The sequence below is a fragment of the Sporolactobacillus nakayamae genome, assembly GCF_900113325.1.
GTDB lineage: Bacteria > Bacillota > Bacilli > Bacillales > Sporolactobacillaceae > Sporolactobacillus > Sporolactobacillus nakayamae.
The window spans coordinates 220,519-235,318 of record NZ_FOOY01000004.1; the positions used below are offsets into that span (position 1 = coordinate 220,519).

22 protein-coding genes are annotated in these 14,800 nt (G+C 42.9%); 11 read left to right on the plus strand and 11 right to left on the minus strand.

Going from position 1 to position 14,800, the window contains the following annotated elements; all coding sequences use genetic code 11:
- Positions 1-126 precede the first annotated feature (126 nt).
- Together BM003_RS03450 and BM003_RS03455 are read right to left on the minus strand one after the other, a co-directional pair.
- Positions 127-663: a hypothetical protein gene (locus tag BM003_RS03450; RefSeq protein ID WP_093670187.1), complete on the minus strand. Its 537-nt coding sequence runs from the start codon at positions 661-663 to the stop codon at positions 127-129.
- A gap of 5 nt (positions 664-668) precedes the next feature.
- The gene (locus tag BM003_RS03455; RefSeq protein ID WP_093670125.1) at positions 669-875 is read right to left on the minus strand and encodes a hypothetical protein; all 207 of its coding nucleotides are present in this window, start codon (positions 873-875) and stop codon (positions 669-671) included.
- Positions 876-1,155: 280 nt separating this feature from the next.
- Between BM003_RS03455 and rpmG the strand changes: the two genes are divergently transcribed.
- The 3 genes from rpmG to BM003_RS17535 all read left to right on the plus strand — a co-directional run bounded on the left by rpmG (position 1,156) and on the right by BM003_RS17535 (position 2,214).
- Positions 1,156-1,305, plus strand: coding sequence for a 50S ribosomal protein L33 (rpmG, locus tag BM003_RS03460; RefSeq protein ID WP_093670127.1), 150 nt, complete (start codon positions 1,156-1,158; stop codon positions 1,303-1,305).
- A 107-nt stretch (positions 1,306-1,412) separates the two neighbouring features.
- Positions 1,413-1,994 carry a 5-formyltetrahydrofolate cyclo-ligase gene (locus tag BM003_RS03465; RefSeq protein WP_245734020.1) on the plus strand — a complete coding sequence of 194 codons (582 nt, stop codon included), beginning with the start codon at positions 1,413-1,415 and terminating at the stop codon, positions 1,992-1,994.
- A 55-nt stretch (positions 1,995-2,049) separates the two neighbouring features.
- The gene (locus tag BM003_RS17535) at positions 2,050-2,214 is read left to right on the plus strand and encodes a hypothetical protein (protein ID WP_177184615.1); all 165 of its coding nucleotides are present in this window, start codon (positions 2,050-2,052) and stop codon (positions 2,212-2,214) included.
- A gap of 3 nt (positions 2,215-2,217) precedes the next feature.
- Here the strand turns inward: BM003_RS17535 and BM003_RS03470 are convergent, their stop codons facing one another.
- Positions 2,218-3,066: a hypothetical protein gene (locus BM003_RS03470; RefSeq protein ID WP_093670131.1), complete on the minus strand. Its 849-nt coding sequence runs from the start codon at positions 3,064-3,066 to the stop codon at positions 2,218-2,220.
- Positions 3,067-3,264: 198 nt separating this feature from the next.
- Here BM003_RS03470 and BM003_RS03475 point away from each other — a divergent pair, with 198 nt between their 5' ends.
- The 3 genes from BM003_RS03475 to BM003_RS03485 all read left to right on the plus strand — a co-directional run bounded on the left by BM003_RS03475 (position 3,265) and on the right by BM003_RS03485 (position 5,722).
- A complete protein-coding gene (locus BM003_RS03475; protein WP_093670133.1) occupies positions 3,265-4,239 on the plus strand; it encodes an ROK family glucokinase in 975 nt (324 codons plus the stop codon).
- Between the two features lie 47 nt (positions 4,240-4,286).
- The gene (locus BM003_RS03480) at positions 4,287-4,919 is read left to right on the plus strand and encodes an MBL fold metallo-hydrolase (protein WP_093670135.1); all 633 of its coding nucleotides are present in this window, start codon (positions 4,287-4,289) and stop codon (positions 4,917-4,919) included.
- Positions 4,920-4,993: 74 nt separating this feature from the next.
- Complete coding sequence (locus BM003_RS03485; protein WP_093670137.1) at positions 4,994-5,722, plus strand: class I SAM-dependent methyltransferase; 729 nt, start codon at positions 4,994-4,996, stop codon at positions 5,720-5,722.
- A 30-nt stretch (positions 5,723-5,752) separates the two neighbouring features.
- Here BM003_RS03485 and BM003_RS03490 read toward each other — a convergent pair whose 3' ends face one another.
- The 6 genes from BM003_RS03490 to comGC form a co-directional block, all read right to left on the minus strand.
- Positions 5,753-5,956, minus strand: coding sequence for a YqzE family protein (locus BM003_RS03490; RefSeq protein ID WP_093670139.1), 204 nt, complete (start codon positions 5,954-5,956; stop codon positions 5,753-5,755).
- A gap of 129 nt (positions 5,957-6,085) precedes the next feature.
- The gene (gene comGG, locus BM003_RS03495) at positions 6,086-6,493 is read right to left on the minus strand and encodes a competence type IV pilus minor pilin ComGG (protein WP_177184616.1); all 408 of its coding nucleotides are present in this window, start codon (positions 6,491-6,493) and stop codon (positions 6,086-6,088) included.
- A complete protein-coding gene (gene comGF, locus BM003_RS03500; RefSeq protein ID WP_093670143.1) occupies positions 6,456-6,908 on the minus strand; it encodes a competence type IV pilus minor pilin ComGF in 453 nt (150 codons plus the stop codon). The genes comGG and comGF overlap by 38 nt, the downstream gene beginning before the upstream one ends.
- Positions 6,905-7,234, minus strand: coding sequence for a type II secretion system protein (locus tag BM003_RS03505; RefSeq protein WP_093670145.1), 330 nt, complete (start codon positions 7,232-7,234; stop codon positions 6,905-6,907). The genes comGF and BM003_RS03505 overlap by 4 nt, the downstream gene beginning before the upstream one ends.
- Positions 7,215-7,670: a competence type IV pilus minor pilin ComGD gene (gene comGD / locus BM003_RS03510; protein ID WP_093670147.1), complete on the minus strand. Its 456-nt coding sequence runs from the start codon at positions 7,668-7,670 to the stop codon at positions 7,215-7,217. Before comGD ends, BM003_RS03505 begins: the two co-directional genes overlap by 20 nt.
- Positions 7,660-7,986: a competence type IV pilus major pilin ComGC gene (gene comGC / locus BM003_RS03515; protein ID WP_093670149.1), complete on the minus strand. Its 327-nt coding sequence runs from the start codon at positions 7,984-7,986 to the stop codon at positions 7,660-7,662. The genes comGD and comGC overlap by 11 nt, the downstream gene beginning before the upstream one ends.
- 415 nt (positions 7,987-8,401) lie before the next feature.
- Here comGC and BM003_RS03520 point away from each other — a divergent pair, with 415 nt between their 5' ends.
- A complete protein-coding gene (locus tag BM003_RS03520; protein WP_093670151.1) occupies positions 8,402-8,707 on the plus strand; it encodes a DUF6506 family protein in 306 nt (101 codons plus the stop codon).
- A gap of 53 nt (positions 8,708-8,760) precedes the next feature.
- Here BM003_RS03520 and BM003_RS03525 read toward each other — a convergent pair whose 3' ends face one another.
- Positions 8,761-9,600 (minus strand): aldo/keto reductase, encoded by an 840-nt coding sequence (locus BM003_RS03525; protein ID WP_093670153.1) that lies wholly within the window; start codon positions 9,598-9,600, stop codon positions 8,761-8,763.
- Positions 9,601-9,733: 133 nt separating this feature from the next.
- On the opposite strand from BM003_RS03525, the gene BM003_RS03530 reads away from it, so the two are divergent.
- The 3 genes from BM003_RS03530 to BM003_RS03540 are packed head-to-tail and all read left to right on the plus strand — an operon-like array spanning position 9,734 to position 12,593.
- The gene (locus BM003_RS03530; protein ID WP_218143202.1) at positions 9,734-10,663 is read left to right on the plus strand and encodes an alpha/beta hydrolase; all 930 of its coding nucleotides are present in this window, start codon (positions 9,734-9,736) and stop codon (positions 10,661-10,663) included.
- The gene (locus BM003_RS03535) at positions 10,664-11,956 is read left to right on the plus strand and encodes a condensation domain-containing protein (RefSeq protein ID WP_093670155.1); all 1,293 of its coding nucleotides are present in this window, start codon (positions 10,664-10,666) and stop codon (positions 11,954-11,956) included.
- Positions 11,934-12,593: a DUF6320 domain-containing protein gene (locus tag BM003_RS03540; protein ID WP_093670157.1), complete on the plus strand. Its 660-nt coding sequence runs from the start codon at positions 11,934-11,936 to the stop codon at positions 12,591-12,593. The genes BM003_RS03535 and BM003_RS03540 overlap by 23 nt, the downstream gene beginning before the upstream one ends.
- Before the next feature lie 80 nt (positions 12,594-12,673).
- On the opposite strand, the gene BM003_RS03545 is transcribed toward BM003_RS03540, so the two are convergent.
- On the minus strand, positions 12,674-12,976 hold the full coding sequence (locus BM003_RS03545) for a heme biosynthesis protein HemY (protein WP_093670159.1): 303 nt from the start codon (positions 12,974-12,976) through the stop codon (positions 12,674-12,676).
- 384 nt (positions 12,977-13,360) lie between these two features.
- On the opposite strand from BM003_RS03545, the gene BM003_RS03550 reads away from it, so the two are divergent.
- Entirely contained in the window at positions 13,361-14,611 is a 1,251-nt protein-coding gene (locus BM003_RS03550; protein ID WP_093670191.1) for a L,D-transpeptidase family protein, read from the plus strand.
- Positions 14,612-14,800: the final 189 nt, after the last annotated feature.

A 14,800-nucleotide genomic window follows, 5' to 3' on the forward strand; every position in this document is an offset into this window, starting at 1 on the left:
GGATAATTCTGAGCTGAACATCAGAGTTATCTCCCTTTATGTAACTGATCCCTCATTTTCACAAATCAACGCAAAAAAGCAGGTTGAATCAGTGAATGATCAACCTGCCTTTTGCTGTTTCTTCAATTAGTTACTGTGGTTTTTCGTAATGACTTGAGCGAGCTTTGGAATGGACATATCGCTCGAAACGCTAAAGGTACCGAGCTGAACGTATTTCTCCAGCTTGTTTTTTTGAAGATATGAATCGAAGCTGTGCTTTTGGCTCGATTTAAGAATCTTAGCGCTCACAAGTTCGCTCGAAATATCTCCAGGAGTCATGCCGCTCTTAATATGCAGCTTGTACGTTGTTTTCTTCGTTGATTTTTCCGGAGTTTTTTCTTTCTTCTTGCTGTCGTTGTCCGTTGTTGTCTTTTCTTTACCGGCTTGTTCCGTTGCTTTCTTTGTGTCATTCTGCCATTGGTTATAGGCGTCCAGATCAATCGCTTTACGGTGATGGCCGGCAAGATATTGAGTAACGGTCGCTTCTGTCAAAGGCGTTTGCTTGACTACATTCTTAGCAGGTTTCTGCTCTCCTTGATTAAAAACCAAATAATAAAAGAAAGCGAAAACGGCACATGTCAGCAAAATACCTGTGGCGAACCCGCGTAGTTCATTTTTTGTCACTGCGTTCACCCTTTAGTATGATCTTGGTCCTCGAGCATAATTTCTTCTTCGAGCACACGGATTTTTTTCTTAACCTTGTACAATTCTTGCATCATTGTTATGGAATTTTCCTCAAGCTGACCTTCTACTTGCTTAATGCTGTCCTGCTTATAGTAAGAGACAGCAAGCGTGGTCAACCCAACAATTATGAGTATCAAGATGACAAACCCCAATTCATTACCCCCCTCACCATTGTCTGAGGTTCATGCGATGTAACGATCACATGACAATCACCATAATTATTTATAACATATCTCCTATGGTTACGGAAGAATTATGGCGAAAAAGAAAGAAGAATGTAAAATAAATAGCAAAAATTGGGGGAAAATAAGAAGAGCGGCTATACGTGAATAAAAAGTTAAATTGAATAAAGGTTGAAGCATTCAACTTTTTTTGTTAAGATAAAGTGTATGTTTTCGAACACGCTGATTATAAGGTAATGGAGGGATAGATATGCGAGTTAAGGTTATTTTGGAAAATACTGAAACCGGTGATCGCGATTACATCACGTCTAAGAACAAACAAAAGAACCCAGAACGTCTTGAGCTGAGAAAATACAGCCCGAAACTGAGAAAATATGTGACTTATCGCGAAACAAAGTAAGTTGACCTGAATAAAGAGCCGCGAAAGACCTCTATTGGGTTTTTTGCGGCTTTTTATATGGCACCATAATTAGTAAATTCATCATCATTTCAAGTATGGAGGATAGAATGAGCTTAGAAAAAAGAAAATTACGCAACCAAATACTCCATGAAATGGAAAAAACAGATGATTATGTGTTTACAGAAAAATGCAAGAAAATTAGAAATCAATTATTTGCGACCGCGTTATGGCGTGAGGCGCTTACGATTGGGGTTACCTTGTCGGTTGGGCGGGAAGTGGAAACAATGGCAATTATAACCAAAGCTTGGACAGAGCAGAAACATGTCGCCGTACCAAAATGCAACCCGCAAAATCATAGCCTTTCTTTTTATGAATTGGAGAGCTTTAGCCAGCTTGAATCCGGATTTTACGAATTAATGGAACCGAATATTTTAAAGACTCAAGAGGTCAAACCGGACATGCTTGATCTGCTCATTGTTCCCGGAGTCGTTTTTGATGAGCGGGGTTTCCGGATTGGATATGGTGGCGGTTATTATGACCGCTTCTTGACTTATTACAAAGGAACAACCATTTCACTGCTGCTTGAAAATCAACTGATCCATGAGATACCGGTTGAAGCGCATGATCAGCACGTGGATTGGCTGGTCACAGAGCAACGGTGTTTTAAAGCAAGTGAAGATGCAGAATGAAAGCAGAGCCACTAAGCCACACTAAGCAGTGATAACTGAGAGTGGGGGACTTACTGTGGCGAAAAGGAATGCGATTATCGAGACGATACTACTGTTGCTGACAACATGCTTTCTGATGAAACGACGACGTGTACTCCTTGAACTTGTTACTTTGATTCTGGGACACTTGATCATGTTTCGAAGGCTGAAGGAAAATCATCCACCTGATCAATCACCCTAAGCACTATGAAAAATTTTGCCTGAGCAGAACGATTTGGTGCGATTCCGTTTCAATAATAATCAGCATGTGATCCTGGGCAATGAGCAGGAGCGGCATTGTACTGCCAAGTGCCTGTACACGTTGACCTTGAGTCAGCTGAATGCCGCGTACATAATTTTTATAAATCCCTTCCCATAATTGACCGGTGATTCGTTCTGACTTTTTTTCTCCAAAAGGGAAAATTCGGGAGACCGATTCACCGGTCAGCGCGTCTAGAGGGACGACGCGATAATCAGACAGTCGAAATCCATAGCGTTTGGCGGCTTTGCGTAACAATTCTTGTCTGCCAGTATCCAATTCGCGTGTGTAACTGCTCAATAGATTTGCCTCAACTGTCGATTTTGGTTCGCGAAATGCGCGAAAGGAACCGTTCGATGGAACAACCATGAGAAAATCTTGTGAGAGCTGCTCTTTTCCGTAAATGGATTGATCAATATGGCGTTCAGCCTGATGAACGGACAAGGCAGTAAAAAAACCGGATGACAGTTCCAGTTCTTTTATCGAGGACAGTTGGCGCGTGTTTTTTTGCCAGCGATTAAGGATGGAAACCAGACGATTATTACGGTACAATAAAGAAAAATTCTGCATCAGATCATTCGCTTCATTTGTCTCAGATGAGACGTGTAAGCGCATAATCTTGTCTTCGGGCCGGATGTTCAGGTTTGTTTCAGCCTTAACAAAGCGGATGCGCGGGTTTTCAGGAAAATAAGTGATGGTTGGACGATCCATCAATAGGCATGGAAAGATAAACAGGGTGAAAATAGTGACTGCCGCAATGAGTAAGGTGAGAACTTGGACTTTTTTTTTGCGCATAAACGGACAACCTCCGGACAAGACTCGATACTCTATCCTATTCTTGTGGCTGACAAATCATGACGGCAAGCTTTTCTGGTCCCCCACAAAATTTAATTCGTCGTTATTTCTATAAACGTTAACAAGTTGCTATTTTCAAACAGCGATAATTGAGCGAAAATGAAGTGATGAACTTACTCTGATAGGCGGTGGAATTTAATGATTAATATTGGTGTAGATCTAGGCGGAACGACAATTAAAATGGCACTTATTGATGATGAAGGAAAAATGATCGATAAGTGGGCAATTGTCACGAATACGATTGATAACGGTAAGCATATTGCATCTGAAATCAGTTCCAGCATATTAAAAAAAATGCAGCAGTTTAATCTGGAACGATCGACAGTAAGAGGGATCGGAGTAGGAGCTCCGGGATTTATTAATATGGATACCGGTTTTATCTATCAGGCGGTTAATATTGGTTGGAAAGATTACCCGTTTAAGGATGAACTGGAATCATTGATTGGACTGCCTGTTGTTCTTGATAATGACGCAAATGTGGCAGCACTCGGCGAAATGTGGCTTGGTGCCGGTCTTGGCGCAAAGAATTTAATTTGTGTAACACTTGGAACCGGCGTGGGCGGAGGTATCATCTGCGACGGTGAGATCCTGCATGGTGTCAGCGGCATGGCAGGAGAAATTGGTCATATTACGGTCATACCTAATGACGGAGCTGCCTGTAATTGCGGAAAGACGGGTTGCCTTGAGACTGTATCTTCAGCGACCGGAATTCGACGAATGGCTTTAGACGCTCTCGATTATAATGATTCGGTGAGTATTCTACGCGATCTCTTTGAAAGTAAAGGAGACATCACTGCTGAGGATGTCTTTAATTGTGCGGCGAAAAAAGATCCGTTATCGTCCACGGTGGCCGAGAAGGCCGCTTATTACCTTGGCTTTGCACTCGGCGCGCTGGCCGTAACCATTAATCCTGAAAAAATCGTTATTGGCGGCGGCGTGTCTCATGCAGGTGATACGCTAATTGACCCGCTGACTAAGTATTTTAAACAATTTTCTTTGCCAAGAGTGTTTGAGGCATGTACGATTGACATTGCCAAATTAGGCAATGATGCCGGTGTGATTGGCGCGGCGTGGCTCTGCATGCAGAAAGTCAATCAGACTACGATTAGCTGAAAACTAGTAAACTTGCTGTGAACTAAATGGACAGAGGAGCGGATTGAATGGAATGGATCACGTGTCCTGTTGGCCCTATTCAAGCGAATTGTTACCTGTTGCATGATCAAACAACCGATGAATGCCTGATTATTGATCCTGGTGCAGCTTTTGAAAAAATTAAAGCGATCATTGATCGTGAAAAATTTAATCCCGTTGCTATCCTGCTGACGCATGCCCACTTTGATCATATTGGCGCCCTAGATAAAGCGCGTGATCAATGGACTATTCCTGTCTATCTGCATTCGGAAGAATCGGATTGGTTACAGAATCCGATGAAAAACGGGTCAGCTCATTTCTCAATGATCCGGCCTGTTGTTGCTCGAAAAGCGGAACATATGCTTTCGGATCATGATAAATTGCTGCTTGGACCTTTTTCATGTTTAGTTTTGCACACACCCGGACATTCGCCTGGCGGCGTTTCATTCTATTTTGAAGATGAACGTACGGTCTTTTGCGGAGATGCGCTCTTTCATGGCAGCATTGGACGAACCGACCAGTATGGCGGCGATCAGGATCAATTACTGACGAGCATTCATGACCAATTGTTGACGCTTCCAGGTGATACGATTGTCTGTCCCGGTCATGGCCTGCAAACAACGATTGGTGAAGAGGCTGATACTAATCCATTCTTGATATAGAAAAAATTCACGGCGCACGTAACTGGTCGTTTGTCATAAGATACAGTGATGAACAGCGAAGGGACGTGCGGGGAGTGAAGAAACATCGTTATATTGACTTTCTGGCTAAATTGGCGGTAGATAACGCACATCCTGGGGGACATGGTCTCACAGAGGCAATTGTTGACCGGCTTTCAATGCGACAGAAAAGTGATATTTTGGACGTAGGGTGCGGCACAGGGGCAACCGCGGTCTTCCTTTCTGAAAAAGTTCAGGCTGATGTAACGGGCATTGATTTGCACCCGGTGATGGTTGAACGAGCGAAGGCACGTGCTAAAGAGAGTCGGCTATCACCTAAGATTATTCAGGCATCTGCTGAACAGTTGCCCTTTCAAACGAACCGTTTTGATTACCTGATCTCGGAATCCGTAACCGCATTTACAGATGTTTCTTATTCGGTTCCCGAGTATTTTAGGGTTTTACGGCCAGGCGGATCACTCGCAGCCGTTGAGATGACGATTGAGAAACCTCTTGATGAAGAAAATAAACGTGCCATTGAATCCGTGTATGGTGTAGATGATGTTCATACTGAAACCGAGTGGCTGACTATTTGGAAAAGCGCCGGATTCATCAATGTAGAGGCACTTCATGCAAATAAGTTGCTGAAGCAATCTAAGGATATCTTACCTACCTACAATTTAACGAGTCAGATCGATGAGGAAGCGCTTGAAGTGTGGCTGGAGCACCTACAAACCATGCAAGTGTACCAAAATGTGCTGACTTATCGCGTATTCACGATGACTAAACCTGAACTGAATAAATAGAAAATAAACTCGGCAGACGAAAAGCCGGGTTTATTTTCTACGCTTTTTAATTCGTTCACGGATAGTTGACGTATAGCTTTCAATTGCATCCGGAATTTGTCCGAAAAGCAAATTTCGGATCGGTGGACGGTTTTCCTTCTGCTGCAGCCGCACCTTTTGTCGTTCTTCACGCGGGGTTTCCATGTAGCGTACAAACTGTTCCGTTAAGAAACGCACGTATTCATCGGACTTCATGTCGATGATCTCCTTCGCATTTTTAACAACAGTCTGCCCAATCCACTCGGGGTTGATTCAGAAGCAAGCAGTATTCACCAACAATCATTGCAATGTAGAAGACAATAGTTCTCCCTTTAAGTTATTTTATCAACGATTTAACCGCTCAAGCCAGTTTACTGGCTTTCCGCTTTCTTTTGAATAGATGATCTGGTCAATTTCCTGACTTTCACCACCTAAAATTGTGAATTTTATTGTTACCGAATCATCATTTTCTGTGACAATAAATTGAACTGTTCCTTTATGATAGAGGAACGTTCCCTTATTGGGCAGCGTTTTTTGCTTCATTTCCCGTTTTAGATCAGTGAGGGTGCACTCGCGCAATTGTTGAAGCTGGAATTGGGAATAGGATTGCCGAAAAAATTGGCGATCACTAGTTAACAGGAGAAGCGCGTGAAAAACAAAGGCGAGCAGCATGAGGGACAGAATCATGGTAAGTGGAAGAATGAATCCTTTTTGATTAGTGTTGTTGTGAATCACCGGCATCATCCTTAACATAGAGAAAATCATCCCAATAATAAGCGCGATCTGCTTTATCCGTCACGCGAATAGATACGAATTCACCGTTTGTTTGAAAAGTTACCTTTTTAACCTGCTGCAATACAATTTCATAACCGTCTCCATTCACTTTGCGAACGATTCGGCCAGGCGATTCAAAGGCATAGCTGACGAAATCTGTACCTTTTTTTAAGGTTAATGTTCGTTGATCACTTGAACTGGAGACAGAGTGGGAGAGATGAATTTCTGTAGCCGTTTGAGTGAAAAAAATCTGTGTCTCTTTTTGCGTGTCTAGACGTGGTTGAAATCGGTGAGTCATGAACTGCGTAATTGATACAATGAGGCTGATAATGACGAGCAGTGTTGAGAGCGCAAGCATCATGGATAATAGAGTAAAGCCGTTTTGATCGTTCATTTTCTTGCTTCCCCGAATAATTGATGCACGCGTCCTCCATAGTCCCAAGCTACGCTGAGATAAGCCGAATGATCGTCTCGTTCAATCCATTCAATTTGAAAGGGGGTTCGTGTCGCTGGTTCAGATAATAGAGGCGACTCGGTTTTCCAAGACAACAGGTGATAGCGAAGTAAACTCAGTGCTTCATTTTTCTGTTTTAACATCTGTCGTTCGCGGTAGGTCTGCATGAGTATGGGCATTGCAACGAGCATTAACAGAGTGAGTATCGATATTGCGACCATTGCCTCGGTGAGAAAAATCCCGCGATCATCCCGAAGTTTTTTCAAAGTAACACCTTCCTTGTCCAAGAAGCAAGACAAATTTATAGCGAATTTTATCAAGTGAAATGGTGAAGGTGGTGATACGGGAAAAATGTCCCAGTTGATTAATAGAGATCACATTTTCCTGACCGCCATAGATCAGGATACGCTTATTGATTTCTGTTCTTTCGATCCTATTATTGATGGACACATAGTAAAAGTGCTCGGGATTGTTGAAAACAATGCGCGCGAGCTGTGCTTGGGTGATCGCCTCCATTTGCGCGTCACGGACTGTCTCATTAAGATCCTCGACAAAGTGCCGGATCGTGATTTCATCGGCTAAATGGGATACGGCGAGAAATGAAAGCGGGGCGATAATACACGCAATCGACAAGGTAATTAGGACCTCAAGCAAGGTAAATCCAAGCTCATCTGCGCCGTTACTCTTACTCTTACGGTGCACTTACTTCACCGGTGTCTTTGTCATAACTTAAGGTTTTTCCATCTGAGGTTTTAATGCTGTTCACATAGGCAGGTTGAAGATCCTCTAGGCTCTCCGGAAGTGCTCCGTTGTTATCCATCTGATAGGCAGCGACTTGACTCTGGACAAGCTTGACGGTCGCTTCGGTGCTTTTGCCCATAACAACTGTGTTCGATTTAGTCATGTTTGGTACAGCGATGAGAAGCAGGATACTGATAATGAACAAAACGATCATCATTTCGATTAGAGTAAATCCGCGTTCTGAGGCGAAAATCAACTTGCGTAGCGTTTTATGCATTCGAAGAACTCCTTTGTAATGGGGTGATTAACAGGTGTCCGGAATCAAGGAAAAGGGTTTAGTTTAAAGCGTTTCTGTGCTGATACATGTTACGTGGAGAATGAAAGCCGGGAATTAAAAAGAACAACAAACTTGGAGATTGACCGATGGATGGTAAAATTGAGACAGAGATACGGAACTTGGCTGTGCACCACCTCCCTTGTGAAGATTCACTAGTGGCGGGAAAAAGGACAATGAATAATATATTCTGCATCATTCGACATATTCCTTTTTTTCAGGACTAAAAAAGTGTGACGAAATACAAAACGTTTGTTCAAAATGTTCCGTATGAGAATAATGTCATTTTGGAAACGGTTACATAAATGGCATACTTACTTTATAAAATGAGTCTTGCATGAAAGGATGGGGACGAATCATGGAAGTTAAGGCGGCATTTATCTTTATCGGTCCGGAAATTGACACTGCCAAAGCGCGAGCACAGGTTGATACGCCTATTATCAAACTGAACGTTGTCGGCGTAAAAACATATGATGAAGCGGTAAAAGCGGCGGTTGAGCTCGCGGATACAGGAGTTCAGGCAATTGAACTTTGCGGCGGATTTGGCAATGAAGGTATCGGCAGGGTTGCCGCTGCTGTAAAGGGGAAGGCATCCGTTGGGGTGGTTCGATTTGATCATCATCCCGGACTTGGATTTAAGAGCGGTGATGAAGTTTTCAGTTGATATAAAAAACGACTGAACGAGCATGAAGCTCAATCGGTCGTTTTTTTCTTTCATTAGAATTCTTCATAGCGTGCGGGATCTTGATCAAAGGTCCGCCCATCCGGATGGCTTAGTTTGCCAATGGTTTGCATTTCTTCCTCGCTGAGTGTGAAGTCAAATAAAGAAAGATTCTCGAGTTGCCTAGATGGTGAAGAGGATTTTGGTAATGGCACTGCACCGAGCTGCACATGCCATCTCAAGATAATCTGAGGTACGGATTTTTCGTGCGCTTCCGCAATCGCCTTAATGGTTGAGTCTTGAAGCAGTTTATTTGCACGTCCCAATGGGCTCCAAGATTCGGTAACAATACCATGCTCCTTGTCGTAAGCTCTTTGCTGTTCCTGTGAAAAGTAGGGATGCAGTTCTACTTGATTGACGCTCGGAGTAACTCCGGTTTCTTTAATCAGGCGGTCCAAGTGTTCCGGCAGGAAGTTGCAGACACCGATTGATCGAATCAAGCCCCATTTCTGTGCATCAATTAATGCCTGCCATGCTTCCACATACAAATCCTTGCTTGGGTTCGGCCAATGGATCAGATACAGATCGTAATAGTCCAAACCTGCTCGAAAAAGGGATTCTTGGATTGTCGTTATTGCTTCCTTATAGTTATGATGACGTCCGGGCAATTTGGAGGTAATGATCAATTCTTCACGTGGAACGGAGCTGCGCCGTACAGCTTCACCAAGTGCGCCTTCATTTTCGTAATTGAAAGCTGAATCAAGCAATCGATAGCCTGTGTCAATCGCGCTTAAAATGGTGTTAATGCCTGATGCGCCGTTCAGTTTGTATGTACCGAACCCAACAGCAGGCAACAGCAATCCATCATTAAGTATTTTCTGTGGAATAGTTGTCATTAATCCTTCTCCTCCTTCAGTATTTATAGTTTAGCATCCTCAATTTACCTAGTCTAACAAAGCGCTTAGTTGAAGACCTCCTATCAAACGAACGGGCTGGATGATACAATGTCAATATCTGAGCATTTGAAAGGTGCTGTTTCGGATCGCAATCAATCCATTGCTGCGAGCTATGCTACGATTGATTTCTCGCGCAGAGATCAATGTAAAAAAATATTACCGGGTTGACCGGATGATTAATAATCTCTTGCATGTATCGTTTAAACCACGGTTTAAAATGTGGGATCATAAAATAATGATTGATGGCTATGATTTACCAGTTAGACTTTTTGCCCCCAAAGTATCTCAGACCGAGGAAGTGATCCTGTTTTTTCATGGAGGCGGATGGGTTAGCGGAACGATAGACAGCTATACGAAAATTTGTGCCCATATTGCAAAAAGGACAGGTCGGCGGGTACTCTCGGTGGATTACCGCCGCGCGCCTGAGTACCCTTTTCCTTACGCTGTCGAGGATTGCTATCAGGCTGCCCGTGAACTTTTTTTATACGACAAGCCGCTTGAAGCATCCCGTGAACAGGTCGTTCTGATGGGTGACAGTGCCGGTGCGTCGCTAGCTGCGGCGGTCAGTCTCATGGCGGCTGATCGAGGGGAATTTCGGGTGGAGAAGCAAATATTGCTTTATCCGTCCACTTATAATGATCACAGTGAGGCATCTCCGTTTCGTTCTATTACAACAAATGGAACGGATTATTTACTGACATCCAAAAAGATACAGGATTATCAAGATCTGTATGTCCAGAATAAGGAAGATCGGAACAGCCCGTATTTCGCACCGCTGATATCTGATCATCTGGAAGGTCAGCCGAAGACGTTAATAATTACTGCTGAGTTGGATCCGCTTCGGGACGAAGGTGAAGCTTATGGAGAGAAGTTAAAAAAATTTGGCAATGATGTTGCCGTTTATCGAATAAAAGAGGCTCTGCACGGCTTTTTTTCTTTTTCACTGCAAGCCGCTCAAGTAAAGCAGTGCTATCAATTGATCAACATATTTCTTAAGGAGTGAATGAACACGGATCATAATTGGAGCAGTCTGGACAATGCAGCACTTATTTTCCCGGCCGCCGCACAAAAAGCGGACACGCAGGTATTCCGAATCTCCTGCGAATTGTACGAAAAAATTGATCCGGTGATTTTGCAGAGCGCGCTTGATCAGACCATTCAAATTTTTCATGTCTATCAGTCCGTATTGAAACGCGGCTTCTTTTGGTATTATCTTGAAAGTACGGATAGGAAGCCGGTTGTTCATGAGGAAAACACGCAGCCCTGTGCGACGCTGTATCGAAAGAATAGCAAAAACCTGCTTTTTGATGTGAGCTACTTTAAAAATCGGATCAATCTGGAGGTTTACCACGTACTTGCGGATGGTACGGGAGCGGTGCACTTTCTTCGGACGCTGATGACCAAGTATTTGTCTCTGCACCATCAAATTGATGAACCAAATCTGGATTTTGATGCCTCAGCAACGCAGATGAGTGACGATAGTTTCCGTAAATACTATCGAGGTTCTTCAAGAAAGAAACAAACAAGACGCGCGTTTGCTTGTCGTCTGCGCGGTCACAAATACCCTGAAGACCGGTTAAAAATTATGACCGGCTTGATCAAAATTCAACCATTGCTTGATGCGGCACACCGCCATCACACGACACTTACTGTCTTTCTTGCCGCCTGCCTGATGAACGCCATTAGCGAAACGGTTCACGAACGGACAAAGAAAAGGCCGATTGTTCTCGACATTCCTGTTAATCTGCGTAGCCATTTTCCTTCCGCTTCAGCACGAAATTTTTTCAGTGTCTTGTTAATCGGATACGATTACTGGCACCATGACGGAACGTTTGAGGATGTTGTGAAGAAGATCAGTGATGATTTGCGCGCTGGGTTATCCAAAGAGAAACTTACTCAGGTGATTGAAACGTATTCGGCGGTGGAGCATAATATTTTTGCACGTATCACACCGCTTATCATTAAAGATCCTGCATTAAAAGTGGCCTATCGTTATGCAGCACGCAGGAAGACGGCTGGCTTTTCAAACCTTGGCATTGTTTCCATGCCGCAGGAGTTGGAATCTTTTATTCGATCATTCGACATTTGTTACGGGAGCAATCAACTTCAAGTATGCATGTGCTCCTTTCAAGATCGCCTGAGTATCAGTTTTTCATCACCCTTTGTCAGTTCGGAGATTCAGAGACGATTTTTCCGAACCTTAACGAGTCTTGGCGCTGAGGTTGAGATCACAGCGAGCCCAACCGGTGACGTAAAGGAAGGAGGACCTAAGCATGAAGTATTGCGAAAAATGTAAAGTAAGCATCCGTGGAAAAGACACAAATTGCCCATTGTGCCAAAACAGACTTTCAGGGACTGATGAGGAAGAGCTTTATCCCTTTGTTCCCACAATTTACAGACAATACGAGTTGTTTTTTAAACTGCTGATTTTCTCGACCATAACGATTGGTGTCCTATGCGTTGCTGTCAACCTTATACTTCCTGATAGCGGTTATTGGTCTCTGTTTGTCGTCGTGGGAATCGCGTGCTTTTGGATCAGCTTAATCTATGCATTGCAAAAAAAAGGCAATATCCCAAATAATATTACTGCTCAGGTCTTTATTCTATCCCTATTAAGCATCGGATGGGACTGGATTACCGATTGGCGAGGATGGTCGCTGAATTATGTAATTCCTATCGGCTGCAGTGTTGCGATGATTTCACTTGCGATTATTGCTAAGGTCACAAAAATGCCGGCTGAGGATTACATCGTCTATTTTATCATCGACATTCTATTCGGAATTGTACCGCTTATCCTCTATTTAACCGGGCAAGTCGGATTTATCATTCCATCTGTTATTTGCATTTCTCTAAGTGTGTTGTCACTTACCGCGCTCATTTTGTTTGAGGGAAAAAATGTACTGCGGGAGATGGCGAAGAATTTTCATGTATAAGGAATGAGTTGGTGAACAATGGACCGGATTTGTATGGTATGCGCTTTTTTACAGTAGAGTCATTCGATTAAACCATCTCTTTAGAAATGGTTGTGATCTCCTTTTGAGGGATTAATGATTTCAAATCCTGGTTCAGGGACATAAAAGAATTGGATCCAAACCCCGTCAAGGAGCGCTTCACGTTTATCCAAAAGAACATCAATTCCTTTGTCTGTGGTAACAATTTCATCGTGCTCAGTCGGTACCCCGTAGGTCAACGCGTAGTGGGCATGATCGCCGTGATTTTCAGTCACGATCACCCGCAGCATTTGTCCCTCTGCGTCCTCATTTTCAAGCATTGTTTTCATTACTTTTGCTGCATTTCGGTTAATTTTGCACTTCATTATCGATTCGCCTCTCTTTTCTTCACTAACACCTGTTCTATTATGCCATATTGGTGAGGAATAAGTCGCGCAAAACCTTTAATTCAATAGGAACTGAAAATTAGGATCATTTGTCGGAATTATCTCTATTAATAAATTCTTGTTAAATTGCGTTCACTCATATATCTTATAGATAACGAATATCCTGTGAAACGAACACATAACATGGAACGTTAATTAATAAATCGATACTTTTTGAGGTGAGCGATTATTCAGAAGCGTAATGTCATTATTATAAGCAGCAGTGTCGTGATTATCGCGGCATTAGTTTTTGGAATTATGAGCTACTATCAGGCGACCCATTTTAACGCGAATGTAGCGATTAACGGGATTAAGGTAAGTCATATGAAGCCTGAACAGGCATTGAAAAAATTAACCGCACAGATTCTAAAAAACGATGTTTTTATTGGAAATGAGCAGATTATCAATGGTAAAAACACCATGGCGAAATTCTCGCAGCGGGATCTTAAGTCTATAAATCAAGTATTTAACAAACAACGGACATGGTGGCCATCGTTCAAAACACGCAACTATGCGCTCAAGCCAGCGACGAATGACGACTATCGATCAGACACATTAAAAAAGCAACTGGAAGCTCGGCTAAACCAGTTAAATAAAAAATTAAAAGCGCCAAAAGATGCCTATGCCTACATAGAAAATGGTGATCTGAAGGTATCTAAAAGTGAAGCCGGCAAACAATATGATGTGAAAAAACTCATGCGTGTCTATGATAAGCAAGAGTACAACAGTGAAATTTATTTACCGGTTCAGCTACTCATTCCAATTAAGGCAGACAGTAAAATTGTAAAAGATGAAACAAGCGCGTTGAAAAAACTCATGACTCGACAGGTGAGCTATAAGGTTCAGGACAAAAGCTATGACTTTAAAGCGAGTGAATTGATTAAAAAAGCAAACGTGTCAGCTAATATGAAGATCACAGTCGATTCAAGTGAGTTAAAAAACAAAGTCGCTGAAATCAATAAAAATCAGTCAACGTTAAATAAAAGATTCAATTTTAAGACGCATTCGGGGAGAACACTTTCTATTCAGGGGCAGTCCTATGGATGGGCGCTGAACGTCAGCAAAGAAACAACACGCATCAAAAAAGCATTGGAAACCGGCAAAGAATCTTTGAAAGCTTATAATGTGTATGGTGTTGGGTACAGTACGTACGGTATTGGCTATCACAACACGACAAACAACGGAATTGGAACGAGTTACGCAGAAGTATCTATTGCCGAACAAAAGATATGGATCTATAAAAATGGCAAACTCGTCATTTCTACAGATGTCGTCACCGGCCGCCACGACACAAATGAGGATACACCAAAAGGTCTTTGGTACGTGATGTACAAAGAATCTCCATCTACGTTGGAAGGAAGCGAAGCCGGCAATGCCCACTATTCAGTGAAGGTTGACTATTGGGCACCGTTTACTATGAGCGGCTGCGGCTTCCATGATGCTAGCTGGAGAAGAAATTGGAAAAAGGATGCGTACTTAACACAGGGATCAGGCGGTTGTGTGAACACGCCTCCGTCTGTAATGAAAACCGTTTATGATAATCTTGAACAAAACGAACCGGTGGTTATTTACTAGAAGAATAGAAAGATTGATTGAAAGCACCCATAAAATCGGATGGGTGCTTTTTGATTCCGCTGATTCATCCTGTTTGGCTGTAGCCAACAGGATGAATCAGCGTTCAGGCGAAGAAATCAGCGTTCAGGCGAAGAAATCAGCGTTCAGGCGAAGAAATCAGCGTTCAGGCGAAGAAATCAGCGTTCAGGC